This window comes from Rhodococcus sp. AC861 (genome assembly GCF_979256035.1).
The window spans coordinates 365461-388341 of record NZ_CEEDMW010000002.1 but is presented as its reverse complement, the minus strand read 5'-3'; the positions used below and the strand labels follow the sequence as shown (position 1 = coordinate 388341).

The following is a 22881-nucleotide window of genomic DNA, read 5'->3' as shown; positions in this document are numbered from 1 at the left end:
GAGCCGCTTTCACGCGGCGGATGGGGAGTGCGGGCTGCGGCCGCCGCGGCGGCGCGACGTGTCTCGGGGGTGTCGGCGACGCGGAACCGGGCGACGCTGACCGACCCGACGAATCCCACGACCGACAGCGCGACGATCGACGGCACCAGGGTGGTGTCGCGGCTGTACACCGCCCACACCATCACCCCGCACACCGTCAGCGCGATGAGCGTATCCACCGCGACGAGGCGGTCCAGCGAATTGGGGCCCGCCAGGAGGCGATACGCGGTGATGACCGCGGCAGCCAGCAGCATGATGCCGGACGCCACGAGTACGACGGTCATGATCGTTCGTCCTTGTCGTCGGGGCTCGAGGTCGTGCCGTGTTCCGAGTAGTCCGTCGAGATGTCCTCGACGGTCTCGGCCACCGAATCGACGTCGGTGTCGGCCGTGGAGGTGGTCTCGACAGCGGGGTGCCATTCCGGGTCGCGCTCGAAGGCGGAGATGAACGCGGTCTCGTAGGCCCGCACGATGGTGCGGAACTGGTCCACGGCATCGGGTTTCGCGACGTCCAGCACGTGGATGTAGAGGACGCGGTCCTCGCGGTCGATGTCGAGGACCATCGTGCCGGGCACCATGTTGAGCGCGTCCACCATGAACGTCAGCACCAGATCCGACTTGATCTGCACCGGATACCGCAGAACGGCGTTGACCGGAGGCGGACCGGGTCGAACCGCAGCCCACGCGACCTGCACGCTGGAGACCGCGGCGTAATAGACCAGGACCCCGATCAGCTTGACCATGGACAACGGGTGCACGCGGCCCTCGACGGGAACACGAGGCAGGGCCAGAACGGTCATGACGAAGATGCCGACCGCGATGCCGCCCAGGATGTTCGCGGGAGAGACGTTGCCCCACAGCAACACCCACACACCGGTGAGCCAGGCCAGCAACGCTGCCTTGAGCGCGATGTCGCGACTCATCATGGTCATCGCTCGCCCTCCCGGCCGTCCGCGTACGTGACCGGATCGTCCACGGTGCCGAGCACCGCGGAGATGTAGACGTTCCGATCCCGCAGATCGTCCGCCGCTCGATCACTGATGCCGATGAACGGTCCGGCGAACACCGTGAGGGACAGGCCGACCGCGACCAGGCCCACCGTCGGGATCAGCATGCCGATCGGCATCCTGCCCGGATCCGTCCGACTGCCGAAGTCCACGTCGTTCGCGTTGTCCAACAGCGCGTTCGGGGAGTCGTCGGACATGTCGCCGTCGGGCGCGTCGGCGCGTGCACGCCAGAACGCCTTGGTCCACACACGTGCCACGACGTAGAGCGTCAGCAGGCTGGTGACGGTTCCGCCGGCCACGAGGATCCACGCCAGTGACGTCGCCTTCTCCGCGCCGGCTTGAAGCAGGGCGACCTTGCCGATGAAGCCCGAGAACGGGGGGATACCGCCCAGGTTCAACGCCGGGACGAGGAAGAGGATCGCCAGCAGCGGACTGGCCGCCGCGAGTCCGCCGAGCCGCCGGAGCGACGACGAGCCGGCCTGACGCTCGATGAGTCCGACGACGAGGAACAGCGTGGTCTGCACCAAGATGTGGTGCGCGACGTAGTAGACCGACCCCGACAGTCCCGCCTTCGTCGACAACGCGACGCCGAAGATCATGTAGCCGATGTGCGAGACCAGCGTGAACGACAGCAGTCGTTTGATCTCGCTCTGCGCTATGGCACCGAAGATGCCGATCACCATGGTCAGCAGACCGGCGACCAGCAGCACGTTGTCCATCGCGCCGTCCGGGAACAGCAACGTGTGCGTCCGGATGATGGCGTAGACGCCGACCTTGGTGAGCAACCCGGCGAAGACCGCGGTGACGGGGGCCGGAGCCGTCGGATAGGAGTCGGGAAGCCATGCGGACAGCGGGAACACCGCGGCCTTGATGCCGAAGGCGATGAGCAGGATCGAGAAGATGGCCAATCGCGTGCCGTGCGGGATGTCGTCGAACCGCAGCGCGAGCTGAGCGAAGTTCAACGTTCCTGTCGCGGCGTACGTCGCGGCGATGCCCGCCAGGAAGATCATCGACGACACGACCGACACCATGACGTACGAGACGCCCGCGCGGACGCGCTCGGCGCTGGCACCGAGCGTCAACAACACGAACGATGCGACGAGCAGGACCTCGAACCCGACGTAGAGATTGAAGAGATCACCCGCGAGGAACGCGTTGCAGACACCGGCGGTCAGGGCGAGGTACGTCGGCAGGAAGATCGACACGGGCTGGTTGGCGTCGCCGTCGCGAATGCCCTGCCCGACGGCGTAGACGATGACCGCGAGTAGAACGATGGTCGAGACCACGAGCATCAGGGCCGACAGCCGGTCCACGACGAGGGTGATGCCCATCGGGGCTTCCCAGCCGCCGACCTGCAGTGCGGTGGTGCCGTCGCGATCGGCGAGGTAGAGCAGGACGCAGGAGATCGCGGTGACCGCGACGAGCGCGATGATCGTGACCGCCCGCTGAGCCCGAGGCTTGCGGCCCAGGACGAGGCACAGCGCCGCAGCGAGCAGTGGAATCAGGACGGGGAGCGGCGTCAGCGTCCCGATGATGTCGGGTGACAGTGTCATCGGCTGGTACCGCCGGTCTCCACGTCGTCGCGATCACGGAACTTGCCTTCGTGCAGGTCCTCGTAGCACTCGAGGTCCTCGCGGTTGGCCAGCTTGTCCAGGGGAATGGGATTTCCGTCCTTGTCGAAGGCGTCGCCGGCCTCGCCGGGTTCACCCGTGATCGGGTCGTCGGACTTGTCGCGGTCCGGTGCGTCCGCGAGGCTGCGACGGGTAAGGACCTTGGTGTCCTCCGGGTCGTTCTCGACGACGTCGGCGACGTTGATGGTGTACGAGCGGTAGGCCAGTGCCAGGACGAACGCCGCGATACCCATGGTGATGACGATCGCGGTGAGGATCAGGGCCTGCGCCAACGGATCGGCGTCGCCCTCGGCGACCTCCGAGACTCGGCCGACCACCGGCGGATTACCGGAACCGCCGCCCGAGGTGAGGATCAGCAGGTTCAGACCGTTGCCCATCAGCAGCACGCCGAGAAGCATGCGGATGATGCTGCGTTCGATCAGCAGGTAGACGCCCGCCGCGATGAGCGCGGCGACGAGGACGAGCATTCCGATGTTCGCGGTCACTGGCGACTCATTTCGATCTGTGCGTCCAGGCGAGCCCCGAGGCTGCGCAGGACGTCGAGGACGAGTCCGACGACGATGAGGTAGACGCCGAGGTCGAAGAACAGGGCGGTCACCATCTTGATGTCACCCAGGATGGGCAGCGTCAGCTCGAAGGTCGCCGACGAGAGCACCGGTGCACCCAGGAACAGGGACGCCGCGGCAGTGCCTCCGGCGAACAGCAGTCCGATGCCGAGAATCTTGCCGGCGTCGAACGGCAGCGTCTCGCCGAGTTCGTACCGACCACCGGCGAGGTACCGCAGGACGAGAGCCAGACCGGCGGTGAGCCCACCCGCGAAACCACCGCCGGGCGCGTTGTGTCCGGCGAAGAAGAAGTAGATGGACAGCATCATCACGGTCGGGAAGACGAGTCGGGTGGTGATCTCGAGGACCAGCACTCGATGCCTCGGGTCGATCAGATCGCTGCCGCTCAGCCACGTGATTTCCGACGCCACCTGCTGGCCGTCCATCGACGACGGGGCGTCGGACACGCGGGGGGCGCTGCCGAACCGGCGATTGCGGAACACCAGGCTGGCGACGCCGGTGGCGGCCACGAGCAGGACCGAGATCTCCCCGAGGGTGTCCCATGCGCGGATGTCGACGAGGATCACGTTGACGACATTGCTGCCGTTGCCCAGGTTGTAGGCGGCGTCCGGGAGCAGGTCCGCGATCGGCCGGGTGCTGCGCCCGTTCATCGCGTACGCGCCCACCACGGTGACGGTGATGCCGACGACGACGGCCAGCGCGGCGCGCAACTTCTTGCGTCCGAAGCTGCGGCCCTCGTCGATCTCGGCCGGCAGCTTGCGCAGCACCAGGACGAAGACGACCAGCGTCAGCGTCTCGACGAGAAATTGCGTGAGGGCCAGGTCGGGGGCGCCGTGGATGGCGAACAGCACCCCGCAGCCGTACCCGGTCACACCGACGAGCAGGACGGCCGCGAGGCGGTTCCGCATCACGACCGCACCGATCGCGGCGGCCACCATGATGGCGCCCACGATGAGTTGGATCGGGGAGTCCGCCAGCCGTCCCTGCACGCCGTCGCGGGTGTAGACCACGAGCGAGATCAGCGGGAACAGAGCGAGCGTCACCAGGATCGTGGCCTGCGTGCCGGGCAGCGAACCGCGCTGAGTGGTTCCGGTGAGGCGCAGCGACAGCAGATCCATCAGGTAGAGGACCCGGTCGTACACGCGGTCGGCATTGAGCGGAACCGCCGGGACCGTCCGCGCGATGGTCTTGTGCACCCGGTAGAGAAGGACGCCGGCGGCGATGACGACAGCGGTCAGGATCAGCGGGAGGTTGACGCCGTGCCACAGCGCCAGGTGGTAGTCCTTCGCGCCGTACGTCGGGAGAGTCTTGCTGTACGGGGCGATCAGCGTGTCCACAACAGGTGCTGCCAGTCCCGCTACGGCGCCCAGAACTGCGAGCAACACCGGCGGGAATAGGAAGAACGCTCCCGGGGCGTGCATTCCGGCGACAGCAGCACTGGGGCCTCGGAGCTTCTTCCGTCCGAACGCACCCCACACGAACCGCAGGCTGTAGGCCACGGTCAGGATCGACCCCACCACCATCGCGGCGAGGACGAGTGCCGAGGCGAGCGGGCCCATCGCATCGGAGTCCAGAGTCGACTCGAACGCGGTTTCCTTGCCGATGAATCCGAGGAACGGCGGGAGGCCCGCCATGCTGGCGGCAGCGACGACGGCCGTTGCGGCCAACACCGGGGCACGGTCGCCGAGGTGGGCGAGCTTACGGACGTCGCGGGTGCCGGTGGAGTGGTCGATGATGCCCACGACCATGAACAACGCGGCCTTGAAGAAGCCGTGTGCCAACACCATGGCGAGGCCCGCCAGCATCGCCGTGCGGGACCCGATGCCGACGATGGCGACGAGGAAGCCGAGCTGGCTGACCGTGCCGAACGCGAGGATCAATTTCAGGTCGTACGCGCGGAGCGCGCGGTAGCCGCCGATGATCATCGACCCCAATCCGAGGACGAGGATGGTGACCCGCCACGGTCCTGCGTCGGCGAAGCCCGGGGCGAGCCGGGCAACGAGGTAGATGCCGGCCTTGACCATCGCGGCGGCGTGCAGATAGCCACTGACGGGTGTGGGTGCGGCCATGGCGCCGGGGAGCCAGAAGTGCAACGGAACGATGGCCGACTTGCTCAATGCGCCGACCAGGACCAGGACCAGCGCCGTGCCGGCGAGCCACCCGCGAGGTGCGGCCTCGACGACGTCGGACAGGTTGTAGCTGCCCACCATCTCGCCCAGCACGATGATGCCGACGAGCATTGCGAGTCCACCCGCCGTGGTGACCAGCAGGGCCTGCGTCGCGGCGCGGCGACTCGAGGCGCGCTCGGCGTAATGGCCGACCAGAAGGAACGACAACACCGTCGTCAATTCCCAGAAGATGTAGAGCATCAGCATGTTGTCGCTGGTCACCAGACCGAACATCACGCCGGCGAACGCCACGAGCTCTGCGGCGAAGATGCCGAGGCGGGGCTCGTCGTCCTCGAAGTAGCGCGCGCAGTACAGCAGAATGAGGGCGCCGATACCGAGCACCAGAGTCGACATGACCGCGGCCAGCGAGTCGAATCGCAGGTCGATGTTCATCGACAGGCCGGGAACCCATTCGATCGACAACCGCTGCTCGGTGTTCCAGTTCGCGGCCACCCATCCCAGTGACGCGGCGGGCACCACGGCGAGGGGGAGGAAGGCATGACGACCCCAGAACCGGACGAGAACGGGCGCGACAAGCGCTGCTACCGCGTGGGCAACGAGGATGAAAAGCAAGTGGCACTCCGTCGGGGACGTCGGGGCGGCGGGGTGTCAGGACGTGAATCCTTCGGAGTCCATACTACGGGGGACGTGAACCGCAGTCGCGATCGTCATACCCGCCCCCGGTACGGGTATCGTCTGCTCGCTATGAACGGACCTCTCCGCACCGCTGCTCTGGCTCTCGTCCGTGACGGTCGGATGCTTCAGGCCAGATCGCACGGCAAGCGTGCGTTCTACATGGCCGGCGGCAAGATCGACCCCGGTGAGACGCCGATCGACGCGCTGCACCGCGAGGTCCGCGAAGAGCTCGGAGTCGACGTCGTCGGTTTTACGGTCGAACTTCTCGGGGTGTTCGAGTGCCCCGCCTTCGGAGACGCGCAGGGCCGGGAACTGCACATGAGTTGCTTCACCGCGGACCTGACCGGCGAGCCCGCCGCGACCAGCGAGATCGCCGAACTCCGCTGGTTCACCGTTGCGGAATACGCCGCGATGCCCGACGTGGCGCCGGGTTCGATGCTGGTCTTCCGCCACCTGCAGGCCCGGGGGCTCGTGAACTGAGCGTCACGCCGTGCCCGGCTCGGGTGAGTCCGGGCGGCGGGAGAGCCACACGATGCGCAGTGTGCACAGCACCCCGACCGCGAGCGCGAGGTAGGCCGAGGTGAGATCGGTGGTGCCCTTCGCGGCATCGGCTATTGCATCGAGGTTGCCGTAGCCGAGAATCGACAGGCTCCCTGTCTCTGCCTCCTCCGGCAGCTGCGATGCATCCATCGGAACCAAGGCCGCCAGGTCGGAGAAATCCACGGTCGGCACCGGCACTGCCGCCGCTAGCAGGATTGCAAGCCCCGGTAGCGACACTGCCAACGGTCGTACCGACGCATGCGGATCCGCCGTGACCGCGGTCAGTGCGATCGGGACCAGCGCGGCGACCACTCCGAGTGCGACGGCGGTGACCGCGTCGACATGGACGGCCGCTGCAATCATCGGGGCGGCGGTCAGGAGAGCTGCCGCTACCCACGAGGTGATCCGCCCGACGGGCAACCGCAAGGCGATCGCTGCCCCGACGACGAGGCCGACGACTCCGGCGGCGGTGAGAACTCGCGGGTCGATCGTCGTGCGCGCTCCGGCGTTCCACATCGCGATTGAGGACGCGGTGATCAGCACACCGATGATCACGGTTCGGGCGTCGGCTGCTTCCCATCGCGCGGCCACGCGGTCGATGACGAGCAGGGCGACGACCAGCACGGTGATCGCCTTCCACAGCTGGTACTCGGAGGTCCCGACGAACTCGACGCAGAGTCGGCACACGAGCGCGACGATGCCGGCGTAGACGACGAGTCGGGTGAGTTCGCTGCGGGACGGATCGGCACTGTCGTCGACACCCGGGCGGTACAGCGCGGCGGCCGCGACACAGAGCACGAATGCCGCGCCGAGCAGCCACCAGGCGGCTTCGCCGAACACACTGGAACTGTCGAGCCGGGACGCGACGAAGGAGTCGGACGTCGCGATCGTTCCGACCGAGGCCAGCAGCGTGCCGCCGAACAGTCCCGTCGCGAGCGCGACCCACCCCGCCCTGGAACGACGCGTCGCATGGAGCACCAGTCCGACCAGCAGTCCGGCCGCGCAGGACTTGAGGATGTGCAGTGCGGTGAAGACGGAGAGACTCGCGGCCTCGGGGAGCGCGACCTTGGTGAACGCGAGGACGACCAGCATGACGGCGGCGAGCACCCACGGCGTGATGCGAGCGGACAGACGCATCGCCGCGGCGAGCGCGACGGTGACCACGACCAGTAGTTGACCGACCGTGGTGGCGGTGGATTGAGTCGAGGACCATCCGATGAGGTCGTCGACCGTCGCGGCGAACGGCCACCTGTCGCTGCGGGGACCCGACCATGCGATCCCGGCGACAGCACCGGCCAGCGCGGAGGCGAGGAGTGCACTCGCAGTTCTCATGCGCGGCGCCGTCGGACGAGTTCGGCGCCCACGGCGCACAGAGCTAGGGAGATCATCGCCACCAGTGTCCCTGCCGTCGGGTCGGCGACGGTGATCGAGTCCGGCTGCAGGGTCAGCGGGGTGTACGCGGTCCACCCGAAATCTGCGGTGATCGGGGAGGACGGCATGTCGGAGAGCGCGAGCGGGACCAGCAGTCCCGCAGCTACCACGGTCGGCGCCGGGTGGTCGTCCGTGGCACTCGAGCATCCTCCGACGACCGCACCGGCAGTTGCAGCGACGGCGACGACAGCACCCCAGCTTCCCGTCCCGCCGAGGTGAACAGCGACGACAGCGGCAGCAGCGCACAGGATCGCGACGGGAACTCCGATCCCGGGGCGTGCCAGGACACCGGCGACGGCTCCGAGAGACGCCGACACCACGACCACCGCGGCGAGCCGGGGATCGAGAGCCTCGATACCGCGCGAGGCGGTGAGGAACGTGAGCGCCGCCGTCCGGAGCAGTAACCACAGCACGGTCCCCGCCAAGATCAGTGCACCCGCGGACGGCACCGCCACCGCCGCGGCGACCATCAACGCCGTGACCAGCACTGTCGACAGGATCCAGGAACTGGACGTGGCGACCGGGCCGGTGATCCCGGCGGCGCCGACAGCCGCTGACAGATTGCTGACGAACACGGGGACCAGTGCGGTGAGGGAGATGGCGAGCGCCACCGATGTCGACAGAGTCGAGGACGCGGACCGCTCCCGATGTTCCGCCAGAGCCACCGCGACGACGGCGACGGCCAGTGCGCCCAGCACAGCGCCGGCCGACGCGGTCGGGGGCATGGCGGACAGATAGTCGGCATAGCGTCGAGGGACGACCGAGGCGACGCTGCGTGCGAGGACGAATCCCACGACCACGCTCGTGCCGAGTACCGCGATCAGCGCACGACGCGGTGCGGCCAGCGTTGCCAGCGCGCCGAGCAGCAGTCCTGATCCGAGGCCGCCGACCAGCGATATCGGTGCGTCGTTCGGTCCGAGAACGGCGACGGCCAGGGCTCCGACACCGACAGCAGCGACCAGCGTCGCTGGAACCCTCCCGGCCCGACGGGACAGGAACAGCGCGGCGAGCACGGCGGCGGGGACCGCGGCGGGTGCCGAGTCGGTGCCGAGCAGGACATCGGGAGCGCACACCGCGTACACGGCGCCGAGACCGCCGACGACCAGAGCGACCGTCGTGGACACGGTCCGAAGGCGACCCATGCGAGGAAACCTAGCGGTCTCTGTCCGGGAACGGGAATCGACCGAGGCGGTCGGCGGTTGCCCCGGACATGACACTCGCAACGAAGGCCACGACACTCCTCGAACTGCACGTCCCCGGAAACCCGGTGATCCTGCCGACCGTCTGGGATGCCTGGTCCGCGAACCTCGCGGTGAGCGCCGGTTTCACTGCCCTGACCGTCGGCTCGCATCCGGTCTCCGACTCGATCGGCAAGCCCGACAACGAGGGCATCACCTTCGACGAACTTCTCACCCGCATCCGTCAGATCACCGCCGCGGTCGACGTGCCGATCTCCGTCGACATCGAGTCCGGCTACGGCGAGGACCCCAAGCGGCTTATCGAGGGCCTGATCGACGCCGGCGCCGTGGGCCTGAACATCGAGGACACCGTGCACAGCGAGGGTGGCCGTCTGCGTGAGGCGCAGGAACACGCCGACTTCGTCGGTGCACTGCGCGCGGCGTCGGACGCCACCGACGTCCACGTGGTCATCAATGCCCGCACCGACCTCTTCGTCAAGCAGATCGGTGACGAGAACGACCGTGTCGACCGTGCGATCGCTCGACTGAAGCTCGCCGCTGCAGCCGGTGCCGACGTGCTCTACCCGGTCGGCTTCCACTCGGACGATGATCAGAAGCGACTCACCGCGGAACTTCCGTTGCCGGTCAACGCTATCGGTCACCCCGTGAACAATTCGAAGTCCGCGCTCGCACAGCTGGGTGTCGGTCGTGTCAGTTTCGGCCCGATCTTCCAGATGGTCCTCGCCGAGCGTGCGAAGGACGTTCTCGCCGACTGGGCGTGACCTACTCGCGGGTGCTGTAGGCCTCGAGAGCAGCCACCTGCGCAGGATCCAGGGACGGTCTGACGGCGTCGCGCGCTGCCGCGACGTCGTCGGCCGTCACCACGGCCGTGTCGACGTCGCGCCGCATCGCCGTCAGTGCCGCTTCCCGCAGCAGCGCAGCACAATCCGCGGCCGAGTAGCCCTCGAGGTCCACCGCGAGAGCATCCAGGTCGACGTCGTCGGCCAACGGGACGGACTTGCCGGCCGTGGACAGGATGGCGCGTCGAGCCTCGGCGTCCGGCGGCGGTACGAACACCAACTTCTCCAGACGACCGGGTCGCAGGAGCGCGGGATCGATGAGCTCGGGCCGATTGGTGGCGCCCAGCACGACGACGTCCTGCAGCGGCTCCACACCGTCCATCTCGGTCAGCAGCGCCGCGACCACTCTGTCGCCGACGCCGGAGTCACCGGTCTGGCCGCGGCGCGGCGCCAGCGCGTCCACCTCGTCGAGGAAGATCAGGGACGGCGCGGAATCGCGTGCACGGCGGAACAACTCGCGCACAGCCTTCTCCGACGATCCGACCCACTTGTCCATCAGCTCGGCGCCCTTGACGGCGTGCACGCTGAGTTGACCCGAGCTGGCGAGCGCGCGTACGACGAAGGTCTTGCCGCATCCCGGTGGTCCGTAGAGCAACACCCCGCGAGGCGGATCGACGCCGAGTCGAGCGAACGAGTCGGGGTGCCGCAGCGGCCACAGCACGGCCTCCGTCAGTGCCCGCTTGGTCTCGACCATGTCCCCGACGTCGTCGAGCGTCACACTGCCGACCGCGAGTTCCTCGGTACCCGAACGTGACAGCGGACGGATGACCGCCAGCGCAGCGACCAGATCCTCCTGTGTGAGCACGGGCTCGGACGAGTCCCGGTGTGCGCGTAGAGCCGCACCGACCGCGGCCTCGCGGCAGAGCGACGCCAGGTCGGCCGCCACGAAACCCGGTGTGCGCAGCGCGATATCGTGTGCCGCGATCTTGCGGGTGGGTACGTCACGCAGCAGCATCTCGATCAGAGCGGTGCGTCCTGACGTTCCCGGAAGGGGAAGGGCGATCTCACGGTCGCACAGGTCCGGTGCGCGGAGGCGCGCGTCGACGGCATCGGGTCGAGACGTGGTGCACAGCAGGGCGGTTCCGGCGGTGCGTACGACGCGCCGCAGACGGTCGAGGATCAGCGTCGACACGGGATCGGCCGGTCGACCTTCGGCGGCGACAGGAAGCAGAGCGTCAACGTTGGTCACGAGAAGCACGGCGCCGTCGGCACTCCCGGCCAGACGGTCGGCCGCGTCCGACACGGCCGCCAGGCGCTCCTCTGCGGCGAGGGAACCGACCGACGGCCCGTCGATCTCGATGACGCGACGTGTCGACGCCACCGCGCGGACGAAAGTGGACTTCCCGACTCCGCCGGGCCCGGTCACCAGCACACCCAGCTGTGCCGAAGCGCCGAGAGACTGCAGGAGTTCCGGTCGGTCCAGTGCCAGTTCGAGCCACTCCGTGACCTTCGACGCCTGCTCCTGCACGCCGACAAGATCCTGGACGTCGACGACATCGTGCTCCGGAGCTGGCGCGGCCGGTGCGGGAACAGTTCGGGGGGCCGACCCGCGGGTGACGGAGGTGTTCGGCTGAATGCTCACCGCGCCCGCGGGGTCGGTCGAGGTGACCGTCAGCAGCTCGGTCGTCCACGCGACGCCGACCGTCTGCGACAGGGTCTTCGACACCGACGACGTGGACGTCCCGGGTCCGAGATCTCGCGGAAGAAGGGACACCGCGTCACCGGCGACGACGACCTTGCCCAGCAGTGCGCGTCGCAACGTGGCGTCGTCGAGCGCGGCAGTGCCGGCCGATCCCGTGACGGTGACCACCGAGGCACCCTGGACCGCGACAGGTGCGACGACCACCGAGGCGTTCTCGGTCAGTCCGGCGTTGGACAGCGTGACATCGTCGAGTAGTGCAGTGCCGGTGGGTGTTCCGGGCGGAGCCTGGGCGACGACGGTGGCCGTGCGGCGCGACCCGATCAGTTCTATCGCGTCCCACTCACGCAGGCCCAGCGCGGTGAGCACCTCCGCGTGGACGCGCACGACACCGCGTCGGGCATCGGCTGCGGACGTCGTGAGGCGGACGGTCAGGGAGAGATCGGGGGAGCTCACCGGACGAGCCTATCGACCGCACACCGTTACGCTGCGCTCATGTCACGCGCAGCCGTCGTCTTCCACGAACGCGACCACGATCTGGGAGTACGCAACGTCGGGTCGCTGGGCCCGGCCCTTCGGGAGCGAGGGTTCGAGACCACGACGTTCTCCTTCGAAGGAGACAGCCGCGACGCGCAGCGCCCGCCCGCGGAGGCGTTCGACGTCGTCGTCCTCATGGGGTCACCCGACGCCGCGTACGACGACTCGTTGCCTTGGCTGGCAGAGGAGGTCGAGTTCATCGACAGCGCGGTGGCGCATCGAGTTCCGGTCCTCGGTGTGTGTTTCGGCGGTCAGCTGCTCGCGCGGGTGCTCGGTGGGACGGTCACGCGCGCCGAGCAGTCGGAGCACGGGTTCGTCGACGTCGAATCCGACGATCGTGATCTGATTCCGTCCGGACCGTGGATGCAGTTCCACGACGACACGTTCTCCGTCCCGCCGAACGGTCTGTCGGTCGCTCGGACTGCCGCAGCACAGCAGGCGTTCGTCCACGGTCCGCACCTCGGCCTGCAGTTCCATCCCGAGATCACCGCCGACGTCTTCGAGTCGTGGGTGCAGGGATGGGACGCGCGCGGCGTCCGGGCCGAGGTGGAAGCGTCTGTCGACGTCGACGTCGACGCGATTCGCGCCGAAGTCACCGCACGCGAGGAGTCGTCACGGCAGGCCTGCGGCAGGCTGGTCGATGCGTTCCTCGACCGGGCCGCAGGGTTCCGCTAGCTCTCGTCCCTGGTTGGACCGCGCTGCTCGGGGGAGCGCAGCCGCAGCCGCGCCGACGACACACCCGCACGTGACGTGGTGCGTCGGCGCGCGATGCCGGTTCGTGTCGGGCGGCCACGGCGTGCCGCACGGCGGACGGCTCGACGCTCCGCGGGCTTGGCCTCCCATGTCTCGGGCCGTGCGGCCACCCATCGCCGCGAGCGGATCGAGAACGGGATGTGCGCGAGGTACAGGGCGATGAGGACGATGAGCAGCACGAACGGGAACGTGATCAGCGCGGCGCCGGCGAGACCGACCAGCACCAGCAGGATCGCGGCCATGCGCGGGGGAACCGAGACGGACTTCATCGCGAACGTCGGAATGCGGCTCACGGCGAGCAGCGCCGAGAAGACCGTCCACGTGGCGACGACGTAGTACGACGACCACCATCCGTCGCCGAACTGCTGTTCCACCGCCAGCGGCAGCAGCACGACGAGGGCGCCCGCCGGAGCGGGAACACCGACGAAGTACTCGCCGGCGAAGGCGGGCCGGGAATCGTCGTCGATCAGGGTGTTGAACCGGGCGAGTCGCAACACCATGCTGACCGCGTAGATCAGAGCGACGACCCATCCGCCACTGCTGCCCTCGAGCAGCGTCAGATACAGAACCAGTGCCGGGGCGACGCCGAACGAGATGGCGTCGGCAAGGGAGTCGAGCTCGGCGCCCATGCGGCTGGTGGCGTCGAGCATGCGGGCGATGCGACCGTCGAGAGCGTCGAACACCGCGGCCGCGCCGATCATGGCCAGAGTCAGACCGAGCCGGCCGTCCAGTGCGAATTTCACGGCGGACAGCCCGGCGCACATGGCCAGTACGGTCACCGCACTGGGAAGAAGCCGGACTGCGCCCTGTCTGCCACCGACGTCGTCGGTGTTCTCGCGGGCTGCGTTCACGGAAGCTCGGCCAGGACCGTCTCGGCTCCGATGGCGCGCTGGCCCACCAGGACCGTGGTCGTCGACCCCTCCGGGAAGTACGTGTCGACGCGCGAACCGAACCGGATGAGGCCGTACGTGTCGCCGATGGTGAGCGAGTCACCGACCGAGGTGTTGTTCACGATGCGTCGGGCCAGCAGGCCCGCGATCTGCACGACGGCCAGATCGTGTCCGCCGGTGGTGCGCAGGTGCATACTCGTGCGCTCGTTGACCTCGCTGGCGTCGGCCAGGTCGGCGGAGAGGAATTGACCGTTCTTGTGCACGACGGCCTCGACGGTGCCGGAGACGGGAACCCGCTGCACGTGGACGTCGAGAACCGACAGGAAGATGCTGACGCGGGGACGCGGAGCTGTCCCGAGGTTCAGTTCCGGTGGGGGAACGGCAGTGTCGACCAGGGCGACCTCACCGTCCGCGGGCGAGACCACGATGCCGGCGCGGTTCGGCGGAACGCGCGGGGGATGCCGGAAGAATCCCGCCATGGCACCGGCCGTGAGCAGCGACGCGGTGCGCACGCTGCGGTGACGGCGGCCGAGGGCGGCGAGCGCGAGAGGCACCGCGACGAACGGGGTTCCTGCCGGATGCAGCGGCGGAACACTCCTGCGAATCAGGTCGACGAGGTGTCCTGCTCCGGTCGGTTCGGGTGTACCAGCTGGGACAGGTCGGCGGGCCACAGGCTCCTCTAACGTCGGGTGGGGCGAGTAGGTACGCGCCCCGAAGGTGGTGACCGTACGGGTCGGGGCCCCTCACAGATTACGTGAGGGGCCCCGACTCGAGCGATGTGGTTGCTGTCAGACGCGTGAACCGCGACCTGTGACCGCCTTGACGATGAACAGCAGGATGCAGGCGCCGATGAGGCACGTGACGAAGCTGAAGATGATGCCGCCGCCCTGCACGTCGACACCGAAGGCGCGGAGGAGGAATCCACCGAGCAGGCCGCCGATGATGCCGACGACGATGTTCAGGATGATGCCCTGCTGGGCGTCCGTCTTCATGATCTTGCTGCCGATCCATCCGGCGAGTCCGCCGATGATGATCCAACCGATGATGCCCAGACCCAACATGATGGAACCTCTTTCGATTTAGCATGCTGCCCGAGGACCGGGCACGACTACTGACTGTGTCTACCCCGCGCTCACACTCAGCAAACGTTAAGACTTCACAGCAGCATCACGGTTCCGTGTCGGATCGATGTCGGCGGGTCTAACGAGGGGTGACCAGGAGAACCTGGTCGGTGTCGCCGTTGTCGGTGGTCACCAGGAGGGTCCCGTCGGGTTGCGCGGAGACCGTCCGGATCCGACCCTGCTCGCTGAGTGCCGGAATCGTGGTCTGCGAGATCACCGTGGATCCGTCGTCGCTGATGTCGAGCAGGAGAACTTCCTGACCCTTCTGCACTCCGACGGCGAGCATGCCGTTCCAGGCGCCCCAGGCATCTCCGTCGAGGAAGCTTGCCGACGCGGTCGCGATAGTGCTCGGACCCGAACTCCACACCGCATCGAGGGCGCCGGGGACGCGCTCGGGGTCCGTCATGGCGACCGATTCGTCGTATCCGGCGCTCCGGTCCGGGCGGTACCCGTAGTTCCCGCCGGCCACGAGGAGGTTCACCTCGTCGTCCCGTGAGGTGCCCTGCTCGACGGAGAAGATCTGGTCGGAACCCGGGCGTGCCGCCAATCCCTGAACGTTGCGGTGTCCGAGTGTGTAGACGGGGCTCGCCGGATCGGGGTTGCCGGGCGCGGGCGCCCCGGTCGCCGCGTCGATGTGCAGCACCTTGCCGCCGAGCGACGTCGGGTCCTGCGGCACGGTTCCCTGCGCGGAGTCGCCGGTGCCGACGAACAGCGTTCCGTCCGGCTGTGCCAGGACTCGGCACCCGCCGTGGCGACCGGAGGTGACGGGGAAGCCCGAGATGACGGTGCGTGTCCGGGTCAGCGACGACCAGTCGTCCGACACGGTCCACGCGACGACTCCGATGGTCGGCGAATCTCCGTCGATCCCCTGGCACGAGTAGAGAGTGCGGTCCTGCGTGAAGTCGGGAGACAGGGCGAGTCCCATCAGTCCCGTCTCGCTGCCGACGAACAGGTCGCCGAGATCCGCGGACACCGGCGTCGGTTCGCCGCCGGGCCGGATGGCCGTGAATCGCCCGGCTCGCTCGTCGAAGAGGACGGTCCCGTCGGGCGCTCGGACGACGTCCCACGGGTGGTCGAGACCGGACGCCACCGTGGTGACGTCGACGGTCGGCACGGCATCGGAGTCACCGGCCTCCGGAGCGGGCGCCTGCGAGGACGACGTGGTTGCCGACGGTGTACCCGCGGCCGGTGACGCGTCGGCCCCTTCGGCGGAGGAGCATGCAGTCGCGGTGAGGGCGGCGGAGAGGGCGAGGCCGGCGAGGACGAGTCGGGTCATACCTTCACGGTACGAGCGACCTCGGCGGCGGCCTTGATCTTCGTCAGTGTCTCGGTCATTCCCCGCAGCAGTTCCTTCTCGAAGTTCGCGGACCCACCGAGAGCCAGACGCACGGCGATGTTCGACACCGTGGACGTTCCGCCCGGCGCCTCCCTGCGTTCCGTCACGCGCGTTCCGGTCTCGGTCGGTTCGAGGAAGTACGACCAGACGGTGTGGTTCTCGGTGATGCGGAACGCCAGGAGGCGCTCCGGTTCGAGCCGGACGACCGTGGACGACGTCGGCCACGCGAGCAGTCCGCGACGATTCAGGTTCAGCGTCCGGGTGCCGACGCGAAGTGGTCCGAACACCTTCATCACGGCGCACTGCGGGCTCCACTCGCCCATGCGCTTCAGGTCCGACACCACTGCCCAGACCGCGCTGGGGGGAGCGTCGATATCGATCGTGGCGGACAGCGGTGTGGCCATGGAGGTTCTCCCGGTCGTGTGTGGTGGCGAGGTGCGCTCAGGGTAGTAGGACGTCCACCACGTGCACTGCGACATCGTCCGTGGTGAGTGTCGTCCCCAGAGTCGAATTCACCGCGTCGGCGGTCAGACGGGTGAGCGCGAGTGCCAACTCGGACACGTCCTCGCCGTAGGGCACGGCCACGTCCAGGGACGCTCCGGTGCACCGGCGGCCCTCGACGTCGAGGTCGATCGCCCGCATCGTGCACGGCAGGTCGGCGACCGCGCGGGACACGGCCAGCAACACCAGGTGGTCCGCGATCCGCAACGAATCGTCCGCAGCACCGTCGGGGAACACGGCGTCGAGTGCTCGCGTGCGGCGAGCCGTCTTGCGGAGGGCGGCAAGAATCGCGGTGCTCGCCTCGACCCACGAGGGAACGTCCTCGTCGCGAAGCTCCTGTGCCGCTCGGGTCAGGACGGGATCTGCCGGATCGTCGATCTCGTCTAACGCCATGCCGCCATCCTCTCGCTCAACGTTCTTCGTGCTCGGGTGACCTGGCCACGCACCGCCGACGGCGACATGGACAGAACCTCCCCGATCTCGACGTGGGACATTCCCTCCACTTCCCGGAGTAACCAGCACGAGCGCTGCACCTGCGGCAGGGTGGCGAGCGCCCGGCGCAACTCGGCCAGGAAACCGGTCTCGGTCGCCCGCACCTCGGGATCGTCGGACGCGTCGCTGACGGCGTCGTCGAACAACCATTCCTCGGCCGGGCGGGGAACTCGGCGCCGGGTGGCGTCGATCGCCTTGTGTGCGGTGATGCTGAACAGCCAGGTGCGGAGTGCGGAGTCCGACCGGTAGTTACCGAGGTTCTTCCACGCTGCGACGAACGCGTCCTGCACTACTTCCTCTGCAAGTCCTTCGTCGCGGAGCATGTTCCGGGCGTATCGGAACATTGCCGGGCCGTGAGCCGCGACGATCGCCTCGAACGCGACGCGGTCACCGATGACCGCGGCATCGACCAGCGCAGCGTCATTGTCCACGCGACGCATTCGATGCCCGAGGGTTGGAATGACTGTGCTGTGGCATACATCACAATAGCGCGCGTTTTCCGAGGCTCGCCCCGACCAACTCCTGTCGACAACGACATCGACTTCTCGATGACGCGCCACATCCGGCGCTCACTCGAATCCTTCGAAAGGACGACAGAAGATGACGACCGCCACCGGTTCCACCACCTCCACCGCGAACGGCACCCTGGACAAGACCGCCGACTCCTCCGGCGCGCTGGTCGCCTCGGACGGCCGCACCACCATCGCGGACGTCGTGGTCTCCAAGATCGCCGGCATCGCCACCCGCGAGGTCCAGGGCGTGCACGACGTGGGCGGCGGCGCCACCCGCGCCATCGGCGCACTGCGTGAGCGCATCCCGGGCGCCCGCGTCAACCACTCGCAGGGCGTGTCCGTGGAGGTCGGCGAGAGCCAGGCAGCCGTGGACATCGACATCGTGGCCGACTACGGAGTGTCGATCGCCGATCTCGCGACGGGCATCCGTCGCAACGTCATCGACGCGGTCGAGCGGATGACCGGACTGCAGGTGACCGAGGTCAACATCACGGTCCACGACGTCTACCTGTTCGAAGAGGAAGACACTCACGACGACGCAGCACCCGCGCGCGTTCGATGAGCCCCACGGCCCCGTCCGGTAGCGACCGCGCCGATCTCGTCGCGGACGCGGTGACGGCTGTGGCCGGTGTCGCGGCGCTACACGGCGGAATGTTCGGCGAGATCGGCACGTACCTCCCGGGGAGGCGCGTGGCGGGTGTCGCCATCCGTGACGACGCGACCGAGATCCACATCGCCGTGACTCCCGACGCTGTCGTTCGGGACACCGCGGACGCGGTGCGACGGGCCGTTCGCGCGGTCGTCGACGCCCCGGTTCACGTGGTCGTCGAGGACGTCGCAGCGCCGGAGAACGAGGCGGAGTCGAACGATCCCCCCGCGGGTACTCTGCGCCCGTGACCGACGAGCAGCTGCCGCACGCCGACCGCGCCTACCGCGAGGCCCGGCGTGCGGCAGCTCGTGCTCACCACCCCGACGCGGGCGGCGATGCGCAGGCGCTCATCGATGCGCTCCGCGCCGTCGACGCTCGTTACGCCCGGTCGTCGAGTGTCGGGTCGACCCGTGCCACGTCCTCCCCGATCGTCGGACTGTCTCGCAGAAGCCTCGTGACGAGGCGTCTGAAGGCAGTGCGCTCGATGCTCCCGAGTCGACGCACCTACATCGACCTGCCCCGCACCGACATCTCGTAAGTCACCCCACTCTCGATCGGAGCACCATGACTTCCTCCACCATCGGTCTTCTCGCCGGTCTGCTGCTGGCCGTTGCGGCCGCCGCCGGCGGTTTCACCGGATTCCTCGTCGCACTCGTCCTGGGCGCCATCGGGTTCGCCGTCGGCGCCTATCGCGACGGAAACTTCGACCCCGAAGCACTTCTCCGAGGTCGCGGCCGTGGCTGAGTCGTCCGACGTCCCCGCGCCGGCCGACGTTCCCGAGACCGTCGAGCTCGCCGACCCCGGCAGCCGGGGCACACTGACGGTGCTCGACCGTGCGGTCGAGCGCATCGCCGATGCGTCGCTGACGCGAACCAGCGGTGTGCTCACCGCCGGAGGTAGTTTCGGTCGCCGCCCGTCACGGGTGAAGGTGACCAAGCAGGACGACCACGTCCGGGCCGCCGTCGACGTGACCTCGCGGTGGCCGCTGTCCGCAGCGACCGTCGCCACCGACCTGCGTCGCGACATCGTCCGCGGCATGTCCGAGTCGGGCTTGACCACGGATTCCGTCGATGTCCACGTGGGTGATTTCGGCGAAACCGGGCCCGCATTCGCGGCCGGCGACGCGATCACGGTTCCGGCGCCGCGTCCCCTCGCGACCCCGGCAGCGACCCCGCTCGCGATCCTCCTCTCTCTTCTGCTGCTGGCGGGAGCTGCCGTCCTGATCCGCGACGGTCTGGTCGGGCTGTCGGTGCTGACCGGAAGCGCGTGGACCGCCGATGCGCTCGACGCGATCGACGGCCTCACCGTGCAGTCCTGGATGTTCCCGGTCGGCATCGCCCTCGCGGTGATCGGTGCGCTCCTGGTGCTCGCAGCGCTCAAGTGGCGCGCACGCCGGTACCGCCCCAGCGGCATCGCGGACGACGTGTGGGTGCACAAGTCGGACGTCGCGTCGCTCACCGAGAAGGACGCCGCACCCACCCCGACCACGGACAGCGAGGACGCACGATGAAGCGCTCGACCGTGGTCCTCGACAGGCTCGGGGTCCTGATCATCGGCCTCGCCGTCGCCGCTCTCGGAGTCGCCGCGGTGCTGTGGAAGCAGGACCGCCTCGGCATCGAGTCGATCGACGCGTCGTCGGTCGTCGACCTGCAGGATCAGCAGTGGTGGCCGTGGGCGCTCCTGGGCGCCGGTGTCCTGGTGGCCTTGTTGGTACTGCTGTCACTGGTGCGTCGGCTTCCGTCGTCGAGCGGCCGTGACCTCGCGCTCCCCGTGACGGACGACCCCGAGGGCACCGTGACGGTCGATCTGCGCGCCGTCACCAAGAAGGCGGCCGAGGCCGCGAGGGCCGTCGACGGCGTGAAGTCCGCACGATCGAGGTTCCGCCGTGAGCGCATCAGCGGTCGGCGGGTTCCGGTCATCACCGTGATCGCGCGAGCGGAGAAGGGTGCGGCGACGGCCACGGTGGCCCGTGACCTGGGTGACGTCCGCTCCGCAGTGGCATCGGTGGTCGGTGACGACGCCGTCGGCGTGCGGGTGCTCCTGTCCGGTTCGTGACAGACGACTCTTCGTGACAGACGACTAGAGGCTCAGTGCGGTGACCACCACGGCGAGCGCACCCGGAACGATCTGGACCAGGGCGCCGCGGAGAAGTCGACGGTCGGTGGCCAGCAGAACACTGCCCGCTCCGACCATCGACCCGGCCGCCAGGAAGATCAACGCCGCGCCGACGTGGCGGTCACCGGTCACCAGGACGAGGGCACCCACGGCGGCACCCACCGCGAGGAACAGGTTGTAGAAGCCCTGGTTGAAGGCCCATCGCTCGACGACCTTCGCTTCGGCGTCGTCACGGACACCGAAGACGGTGCGTCCACGCGAGCGGAACACGACCGACTCGAGCACGAAGATGTAGGCGTGGAGCAGGGCGGCGATTCCCGCGAGGACGGCGGCGGCGGCGATCATGCGGGTCAGTATGCGCTGTCGGTGCCGACGCGTGTCATGTCCGCGTCACTGTGTTCTGTCACCGACATTCGCGAGGTCCACTGCGAACGCCGTCCGACGCGTACGCTTCGGGCCACGACCAGGGCTGTACATCGTTTGTGACTTCCCAGTCGTTACACAGGATCGATCCGGCGTCGTGTCGACGCCCCTCGTGTCGGGGAGATACACATGCACGACGTCGTGACCAGCCACGCGGTCAACATCGGCCACACCGATCTGATCAGCGCCGTGTTCTGTGACGAGTTCGAGATCGGCGTCGATCACGATGCTCTCGAGCTCATCGGAGCCGGCGACATCACCCGCTGGATCTCGGACCTCCGTTCCACCGGCCTGTTCCTGCCGGGAGAGATCGCGGCCATCGAGTGTCGGTGGGCCACGGATCCCGCAGGACTCGTCGCCGCACTGCTCGGTGAGGTCGACGAGGTCGCACAGCGTCGGACGGCACACCTCGTCGCGCTGGACGACGACGTCGTCGTCCACGCTGCGGTCGGCTGAGTCGGCCGACGCGGTCAGCGATTCTTGGGCGGGCGGTTCGACTCCGCGCGTCGAGCAGCGTCCTTCTCCTTGACGCGGATCGCTTCACGCTGGACCTCGGCGAAGTTCTCGCGTTCCTTGGTCAACCACGCCGGCTCCGCTGCGATCAGGTCGTCGATCTGCGCCTGAGTCATCGAGTCGGACACATCGTGCCGTGACAACGCCGTGTTGGTGACGCCGAGTTTGCGTGCCACGACATCGCGCGGGAACGGCCCGGCGGTCCACAGCTGTGTCAGCCACTCCGGCGGATCTGCCCGCAGTGCGTCGAGGTCGCCGCGCGAGATGGGCTGCGCACGGAAGTCCTCGGGCGCGGCAGGGAGGTAGATGCCGAGCTTGGCGGCTGCCGTCAATGGCTTCATCGTCTGGGCATTCGCATCCTGGCTCACCGCGACATCCTAGCGTCCGCGGTGTGCGACTAGTCTGTGCAGGTGAACGATCCGACGGTCCTGCGCTGGTACATCACGGTCGCCGAGATCCTGGCCTTCGGTCGCGCCGCGAAGGCGCTGAACATCTCCCGGCAACGCCTGAGCGCCGCCGTTCTCGACCTGCAGGACGCCGTCGGCGAACCTCTCTTCGTTCCCGGTGACGGGCCCACCGAACTCACCGATGCGGGGCGCACTCTGTTGGAGCACGCGCGCGAAGTCGTCGCCGAGGACGACCGGGCGCGAGCCGAGGCCGCCGCAGCCGCTCCCACGCTGCCCACGCTCACGGTCGGGTTCGTTCCCGGAGTGACCGTCACCAAGTGGACTCGTATCTGGGCGGAGCGCTTTCCCCGGACGATCCTCGAGACGGTGGTCGTCGAGGAATCCGAGCAGATCACCGCGGTGCGCGAGGGTCGCGTCGACATGTGCTTCGTCCGCGACCCGGGTGACCGGGATGGCCTGCACTGCGTGCCGCTGTATTCGGAGGTGGCAGTGGTCGTGGTCCCCAAGGACCACCCCGCGACGGCCTACGAGTCGGTGACGACCGAAGACTTGAGCGGTGAGACCCTGCAGGAGCTGACGGATCGGTCGGAGCCCACGCTGGACGTCACCCTGGAGATGGTGGCGGCAGGTGTCGGTCCGGTGATCCTCCCGCACTCGCTCGCCCGTCTGCACAGCCGCAAGGATCTCCTCTACCGGCCGGTCAGCGACGCCGACCCCACCGCGATCATGCTGGCCTGGCCGATGGCCGGAGCTCGCGACGAGCCGACCGATTCGCTCGACCTGGCCCAGGAATTCCTCGGCGTCGTGCGCGGGCGAGCGGCACACAGCTCGCGGTCCGAGGTCGAGCGGTCGACCCCTGCCAAGAAGAAGGCGGCACCCGCGAAACGGACTCCGGCGAAGCGGACTCAGGCACCGCGTCGACGACGCTGACATACTTT

27 protein-coding genes and 1 pseudogene are annotated in these 22881 nt (G+C 68.4%); 11 read left to right on the top strand and 17 right to left on the bottom strand.

Annotated elements, in window-relative coordinates; all coding sequences use genetic code 11:
- Positions 1-71: 71 nt before the first annotated feature.
- From AC0IX4_RS07250 to AC0IX4_RS07230, 5 genes and pseudogenes are all read right to left on the bottom strand, one after another.
- Positions 72-323 (bottom strand): annotated as a pseudogene (locus AC0IX4_RS07250) (monovalent cation/H+ antiporter complex subunit F); the annotation flags it as partial.
- Positions 320-970, bottom strand: coding sequence for a Na+/H+ antiporter subunit E (locus AC0IX4_RS07245; RefSeq protein WP_231568775.1), 651 nt, complete (start codon positions 968-970; stop codon positions 320-322). The pseudogene AC0IX4_RS07250 and the gene AC0IX4_RS07245, both read right to left, overlap by 4 nt.
- Entirely contained in the window at positions 967-2598 is a 1632-nt protein-coding gene (locus AC0IX4_RS07240; protein WP_471828532.1) for a Na+/H+ antiporter subunit D, read from the bottom strand. Before AC0IX4_RS07240 ends, AC0IX4_RS07245 begins: the two co-directional genes overlap by 4 nt.
- Positions 2595-3161 carry a Na(+)/H(+) antiporter subunit C gene (locus tag AC0IX4_RS07235; protein ID WP_042576099.1) on the bottom strand — a complete coding sequence of 189 codons (567 nt, stop codon included), beginning with the start codon at positions 3159-3161 and terminating at the stop codon, positions 2595-2597. Before AC0IX4_RS07235 ends, AC0IX4_RS07240 begins: the two co-directional genes overlap by 4 nt.
- On the bottom strand, positions 3158-5983 hold the full coding sequence (locus tag AC0IX4_RS07230; RefSeq protein ID WP_042576098.1) for a Na+/H+ antiporter subunit A: 2826 nt from the start codon (positions 5981-5983) through the stop codon (positions 3158-3160). The genes AC0IX4_RS07235 and AC0IX4_RS07230 overlap by 4 nt, the downstream gene beginning before the upstream one ends.
- A 132-nt stretch (positions 5984-6115) precedes the next feature.
- Here AC0IX4_RS07230 and AC0IX4_RS07225 point away from each other — a divergent pair, with 132 nt between their 5' ends.
- Entirely contained in the window at positions 6116-6526 is a 411-nt protein-coding gene (locus AC0IX4_RS07225) for an NUDIX hydrolase (protein ID WP_471828531.1), read from the top strand.
- A gap of 3 nt (positions 6527-6529) precedes the next feature.
- Here AC0IX4_RS07225 and AC0IX4_RS07220 read toward each other — a convergent pair whose 3' ends face one another.
- Together AC0IX4_RS07220 and AC0IX4_RS07215 are read right to left on the bottom strand one after the other, a co-directional pair.
- On the bottom strand, positions 6530-7918 hold the full coding sequence (locus AC0IX4_RS07220) for a hypothetical protein (RefSeq protein WP_471828530.1): 1389 nt from the start codon (positions 7916-7918) through the stop codon (positions 6530-6532).
- A complete protein-coding gene (locus AC0IX4_RS07215) occupies positions 7915-9159 on the bottom strand; it encodes a hypothetical protein (protein ID WP_471828529.1) in 1245 nt (414 codons plus the stop codon). The genes AC0IX4_RS07220 and AC0IX4_RS07215 overlap by 4 nt, the downstream gene beginning before the upstream one ends.
- Positions 9160-9227: 68 nt before the next feature.
- Here AC0IX4_RS07215 and AC0IX4_RS07210 point away from each other — a divergent pair, with 68 nt between their 5' ends.
- Positions 9228-9977, top strand: a complete 750-nt coding sequence (locus AC0IX4_RS07210; protein WP_056073981.1) for an isocitrate lyase/PEP mutase family protein — start codon at positions 9228-9230, stop codon at positions 9975-9977.
- Position 9978: 1 nt separating this feature from the next.
- Here AC0IX4_RS07210 and AC0IX4_RS07205 read toward each other — a convergent pair whose 3' ends face one another.
- Entirely contained in the window at positions 9979-12150 is a 2172-nt protein-coding gene (locus AC0IX4_RS07205) for an AAA family ATPase (RefSeq protein ID WP_471828528.1), read from the bottom strand.
- Between the two features lie 39 nt (positions 12151-12189).
- On the opposite strand from AC0IX4_RS07205, the gene AC0IX4_RS07200 reads away from it, so the two are divergent.
- Positions 12190-12906 (top strand): type 1 glutamine amidotransferase, encoded by a 717-nt coding sequence (locus AC0IX4_RS07200; RefSeq protein ID WP_471828527.1) that lies wholly within the window; start codon positions 12190-12192, stop codon positions 12904-12906.
- Here the strand turns inward: AC0IX4_RS07200 and AC0IX4_RS07195 are convergent.
- The 7 genes from AC0IX4_RS07195 to AC0IX4_RS07165 form a co-directional block, all read right to left on the bottom strand.
- Complete coding sequence (locus AC0IX4_RS07195; protein WP_471828804.1) at positions 12903-13748, bottom strand: CDP-alcohol phosphatidyltransferase family protein; 846 nt, start codon at positions 13746-13748, stop codon at positions 12903-12905. The genes AC0IX4_RS07200 and AC0IX4_RS07195 overlap by 4 nt on opposite strands.
- An 83-nt stretch (positions 13749-13831) precedes the next feature.
- On the bottom strand, positions 13832-14545 hold the full coding sequence (locus AC0IX4_RS07190; RefSeq protein ID WP_042576090.1) for a phosphatidylserine decarboxylase: 714 nt from the start codon (positions 14543-14545) through the stop codon (positions 13832-13834).
- Between the two features lie 117 nt (positions 14546-14662).
- Positions 14663-14935 (bottom strand): GlsB/YeaQ/YmgE family stress response membrane protein, encoded by a 273-nt coding sequence (locus AC0IX4_RS07185; RefSeq protein ID WP_027506256.1) that lies wholly within the window; start codon positions 14933-14935, stop codon positions 14663-14665.
- Between the two features lie 139 nt (positions 14936-15074).
- The gene (locus AC0IX4_RS07180) at positions 15075-16271 is read right to left on the bottom strand and encodes a PQQ-dependent sugar dehydrogenase (RefSeq protein ID WP_471828526.1); all 1197 of its coding nucleotides are present in this window, start codon (positions 16269-16271) and stop codon (positions 15075-15077) included.
- A complete protein-coding gene (locus AC0IX4_RS07175) occupies positions 16268-16735 on the bottom strand; it encodes an SRPBCC family protein (protein ID WP_471828525.1) in 468 nt (155 codons plus the stop codon). Before AC0IX4_RS07175 ends, AC0IX4_RS07180 begins: the two co-directional genes overlap by 4 nt.
- 37 nt (positions 16736-16772) lie before the next feature.
- Complete coding sequence (locus AC0IX4_RS07170; protein ID WP_471828524.1) at positions 16773-17225, bottom strand: hypothetical protein; 453 nt, start codon at positions 17223-17225, stop codon at positions 16773-16775.
- Positions 17216-17764 (bottom strand): RNA polymerase sigma factor, encoded by a 549-nt coding sequence (locus AC0IX4_RS07165; protein ID WP_056073973.1) that lies wholly within the window; start codon positions 17762-17764, stop codon positions 17216-17218. Before AC0IX4_RS07165 ends, AC0IX4_RS07170 begins: the two co-directional genes overlap by 10 nt.
- A gap of 160 nt (positions 17765-17924) precedes the next feature.
- Between AC0IX4_RS07165 and AC0IX4_RS07160 the strand changes: the two genes are divergently transcribed.
- The 6 genes from AC0IX4_RS07160 to AC0IX4_RS07135 are packed head-to-tail and all read left to right on the top strand — an operon-like array spanning position 17925 to position 20540.
- Positions 17925-18398 (top strand): Asp23/Gls24 family envelope stress response protein, encoded by a 474-nt coding sequence (locus AC0IX4_RS07160; protein ID WP_042574981.1) that lies wholly within the window; start codon positions 17925-17927, stop codon positions 18396-18398.
- Positions 18395-18733, top strand: a complete 339-nt coding sequence (locus AC0IX4_RS07155) for a hypothetical protein (RefSeq protein ID WP_056073971.1) — start codon at positions 18395-18397, stop codon at positions 18731-18733. The genes AC0IX4_RS07160 and AC0IX4_RS07155 overlap by 4 nt, the downstream gene beginning before the upstream one ends.
- Positions 18730-19023 (top strand): hypothetical protein, encoded by a 294-nt coding sequence (locus AC0IX4_RS07150; protein WP_471828523.1) that lies wholly within the window; start codon positions 18730-18732, stop codon positions 19021-19023. Before AC0IX4_RS07155 ends, AC0IX4_RS07150 begins: the two co-directional genes overlap by 4 nt.
- 26 nt (positions 19024-19049) lie before the next feature.
- Entirely contained in the window at positions 19050-19229 is a 180-nt protein-coding gene (locus AC0IX4_RS07145; protein ID WP_027506261.1) for a DUF2273 domain-containing protein, read from the top strand.
- Positions 19222-19995: an Asp23/Gls24 family envelope stress response protein gene (locus AC0IX4_RS07140; RefSeq protein ID WP_471828522.1), complete on the top strand. Its 774-nt coding sequence runs from the start codon at positions 19222-19224 to the stop codon at positions 19993-19995. Before AC0IX4_RS07145 ends, AC0IX4_RS07140 begins: the two co-directional genes overlap by 8 nt.
- Complete coding sequence (locus tag AC0IX4_RS07135; protein ID WP_471828521.1) at positions 19992-20540, top strand: hypothetical protein; 549 nt, start codon at positions 19992-19994, stop codon at positions 20538-20540. The genes AC0IX4_RS07140 and AC0IX4_RS07135 overlap by 4 nt, the downstream gene beginning before the upstream one ends.
- 24 nt (positions 20541-20564) lie before the next feature.
- Here AC0IX4_RS07135 and AC0IX4_RS07130 read toward each other — a convergent pair whose 3' ends face one another.
- Positions 20565-20945: a DUF1304 domain-containing protein gene (locus tag AC0IX4_RS07130; protein WP_471828520.1), complete on the bottom strand. Its 381-nt coding sequence runs from the start codon at positions 20943-20945 to the stop codon at positions 20565-20567.
- Positions 20946-21152: 207 nt separating this feature from the next.
- Between AC0IX4_RS07130 and AC0IX4_RS07125 the strand changes: the two genes are divergently transcribed.
- Positions 21153-21479, top strand: coding sequence for a hypothetical protein (locus tag AC0IX4_RS07125; RefSeq protein WP_471828519.1), 327 nt, complete (start codon positions 21153-21155; stop codon positions 21477-21479).
- 14 nt (positions 21480-21493) lie between these two features.
- On the opposite strand, the gene AC0IX4_RS07120 is transcribed toward AC0IX4_RS07125, so the two are convergent.
- Complete coding sequence (locus tag AC0IX4_RS07120; RefSeq protein WP_042574975.1) at positions 21494-21904, bottom strand: DUF5997 family protein; 411 nt, start codon at positions 21902-21904, stop codon at positions 21494-21496.
- A 42-nt stretch (positions 21905-21946) separates the two neighbouring features.
- Here AC0IX4_RS07120 and AC0IX4_RS07115 point away from each other — a divergent pair, with 42 nt between their 5' ends.
- Complete coding sequence (locus AC0IX4_RS07115; RefSeq protein WP_471828518.1) at positions 21947-22873, top strand: LysR substrate-binding domain-containing protein; 927 nt, start codon at positions 21947-21949, stop codon at positions 22871-22873.
- Positions 22874-22881 lie beyond the last annotated feature (8 nt).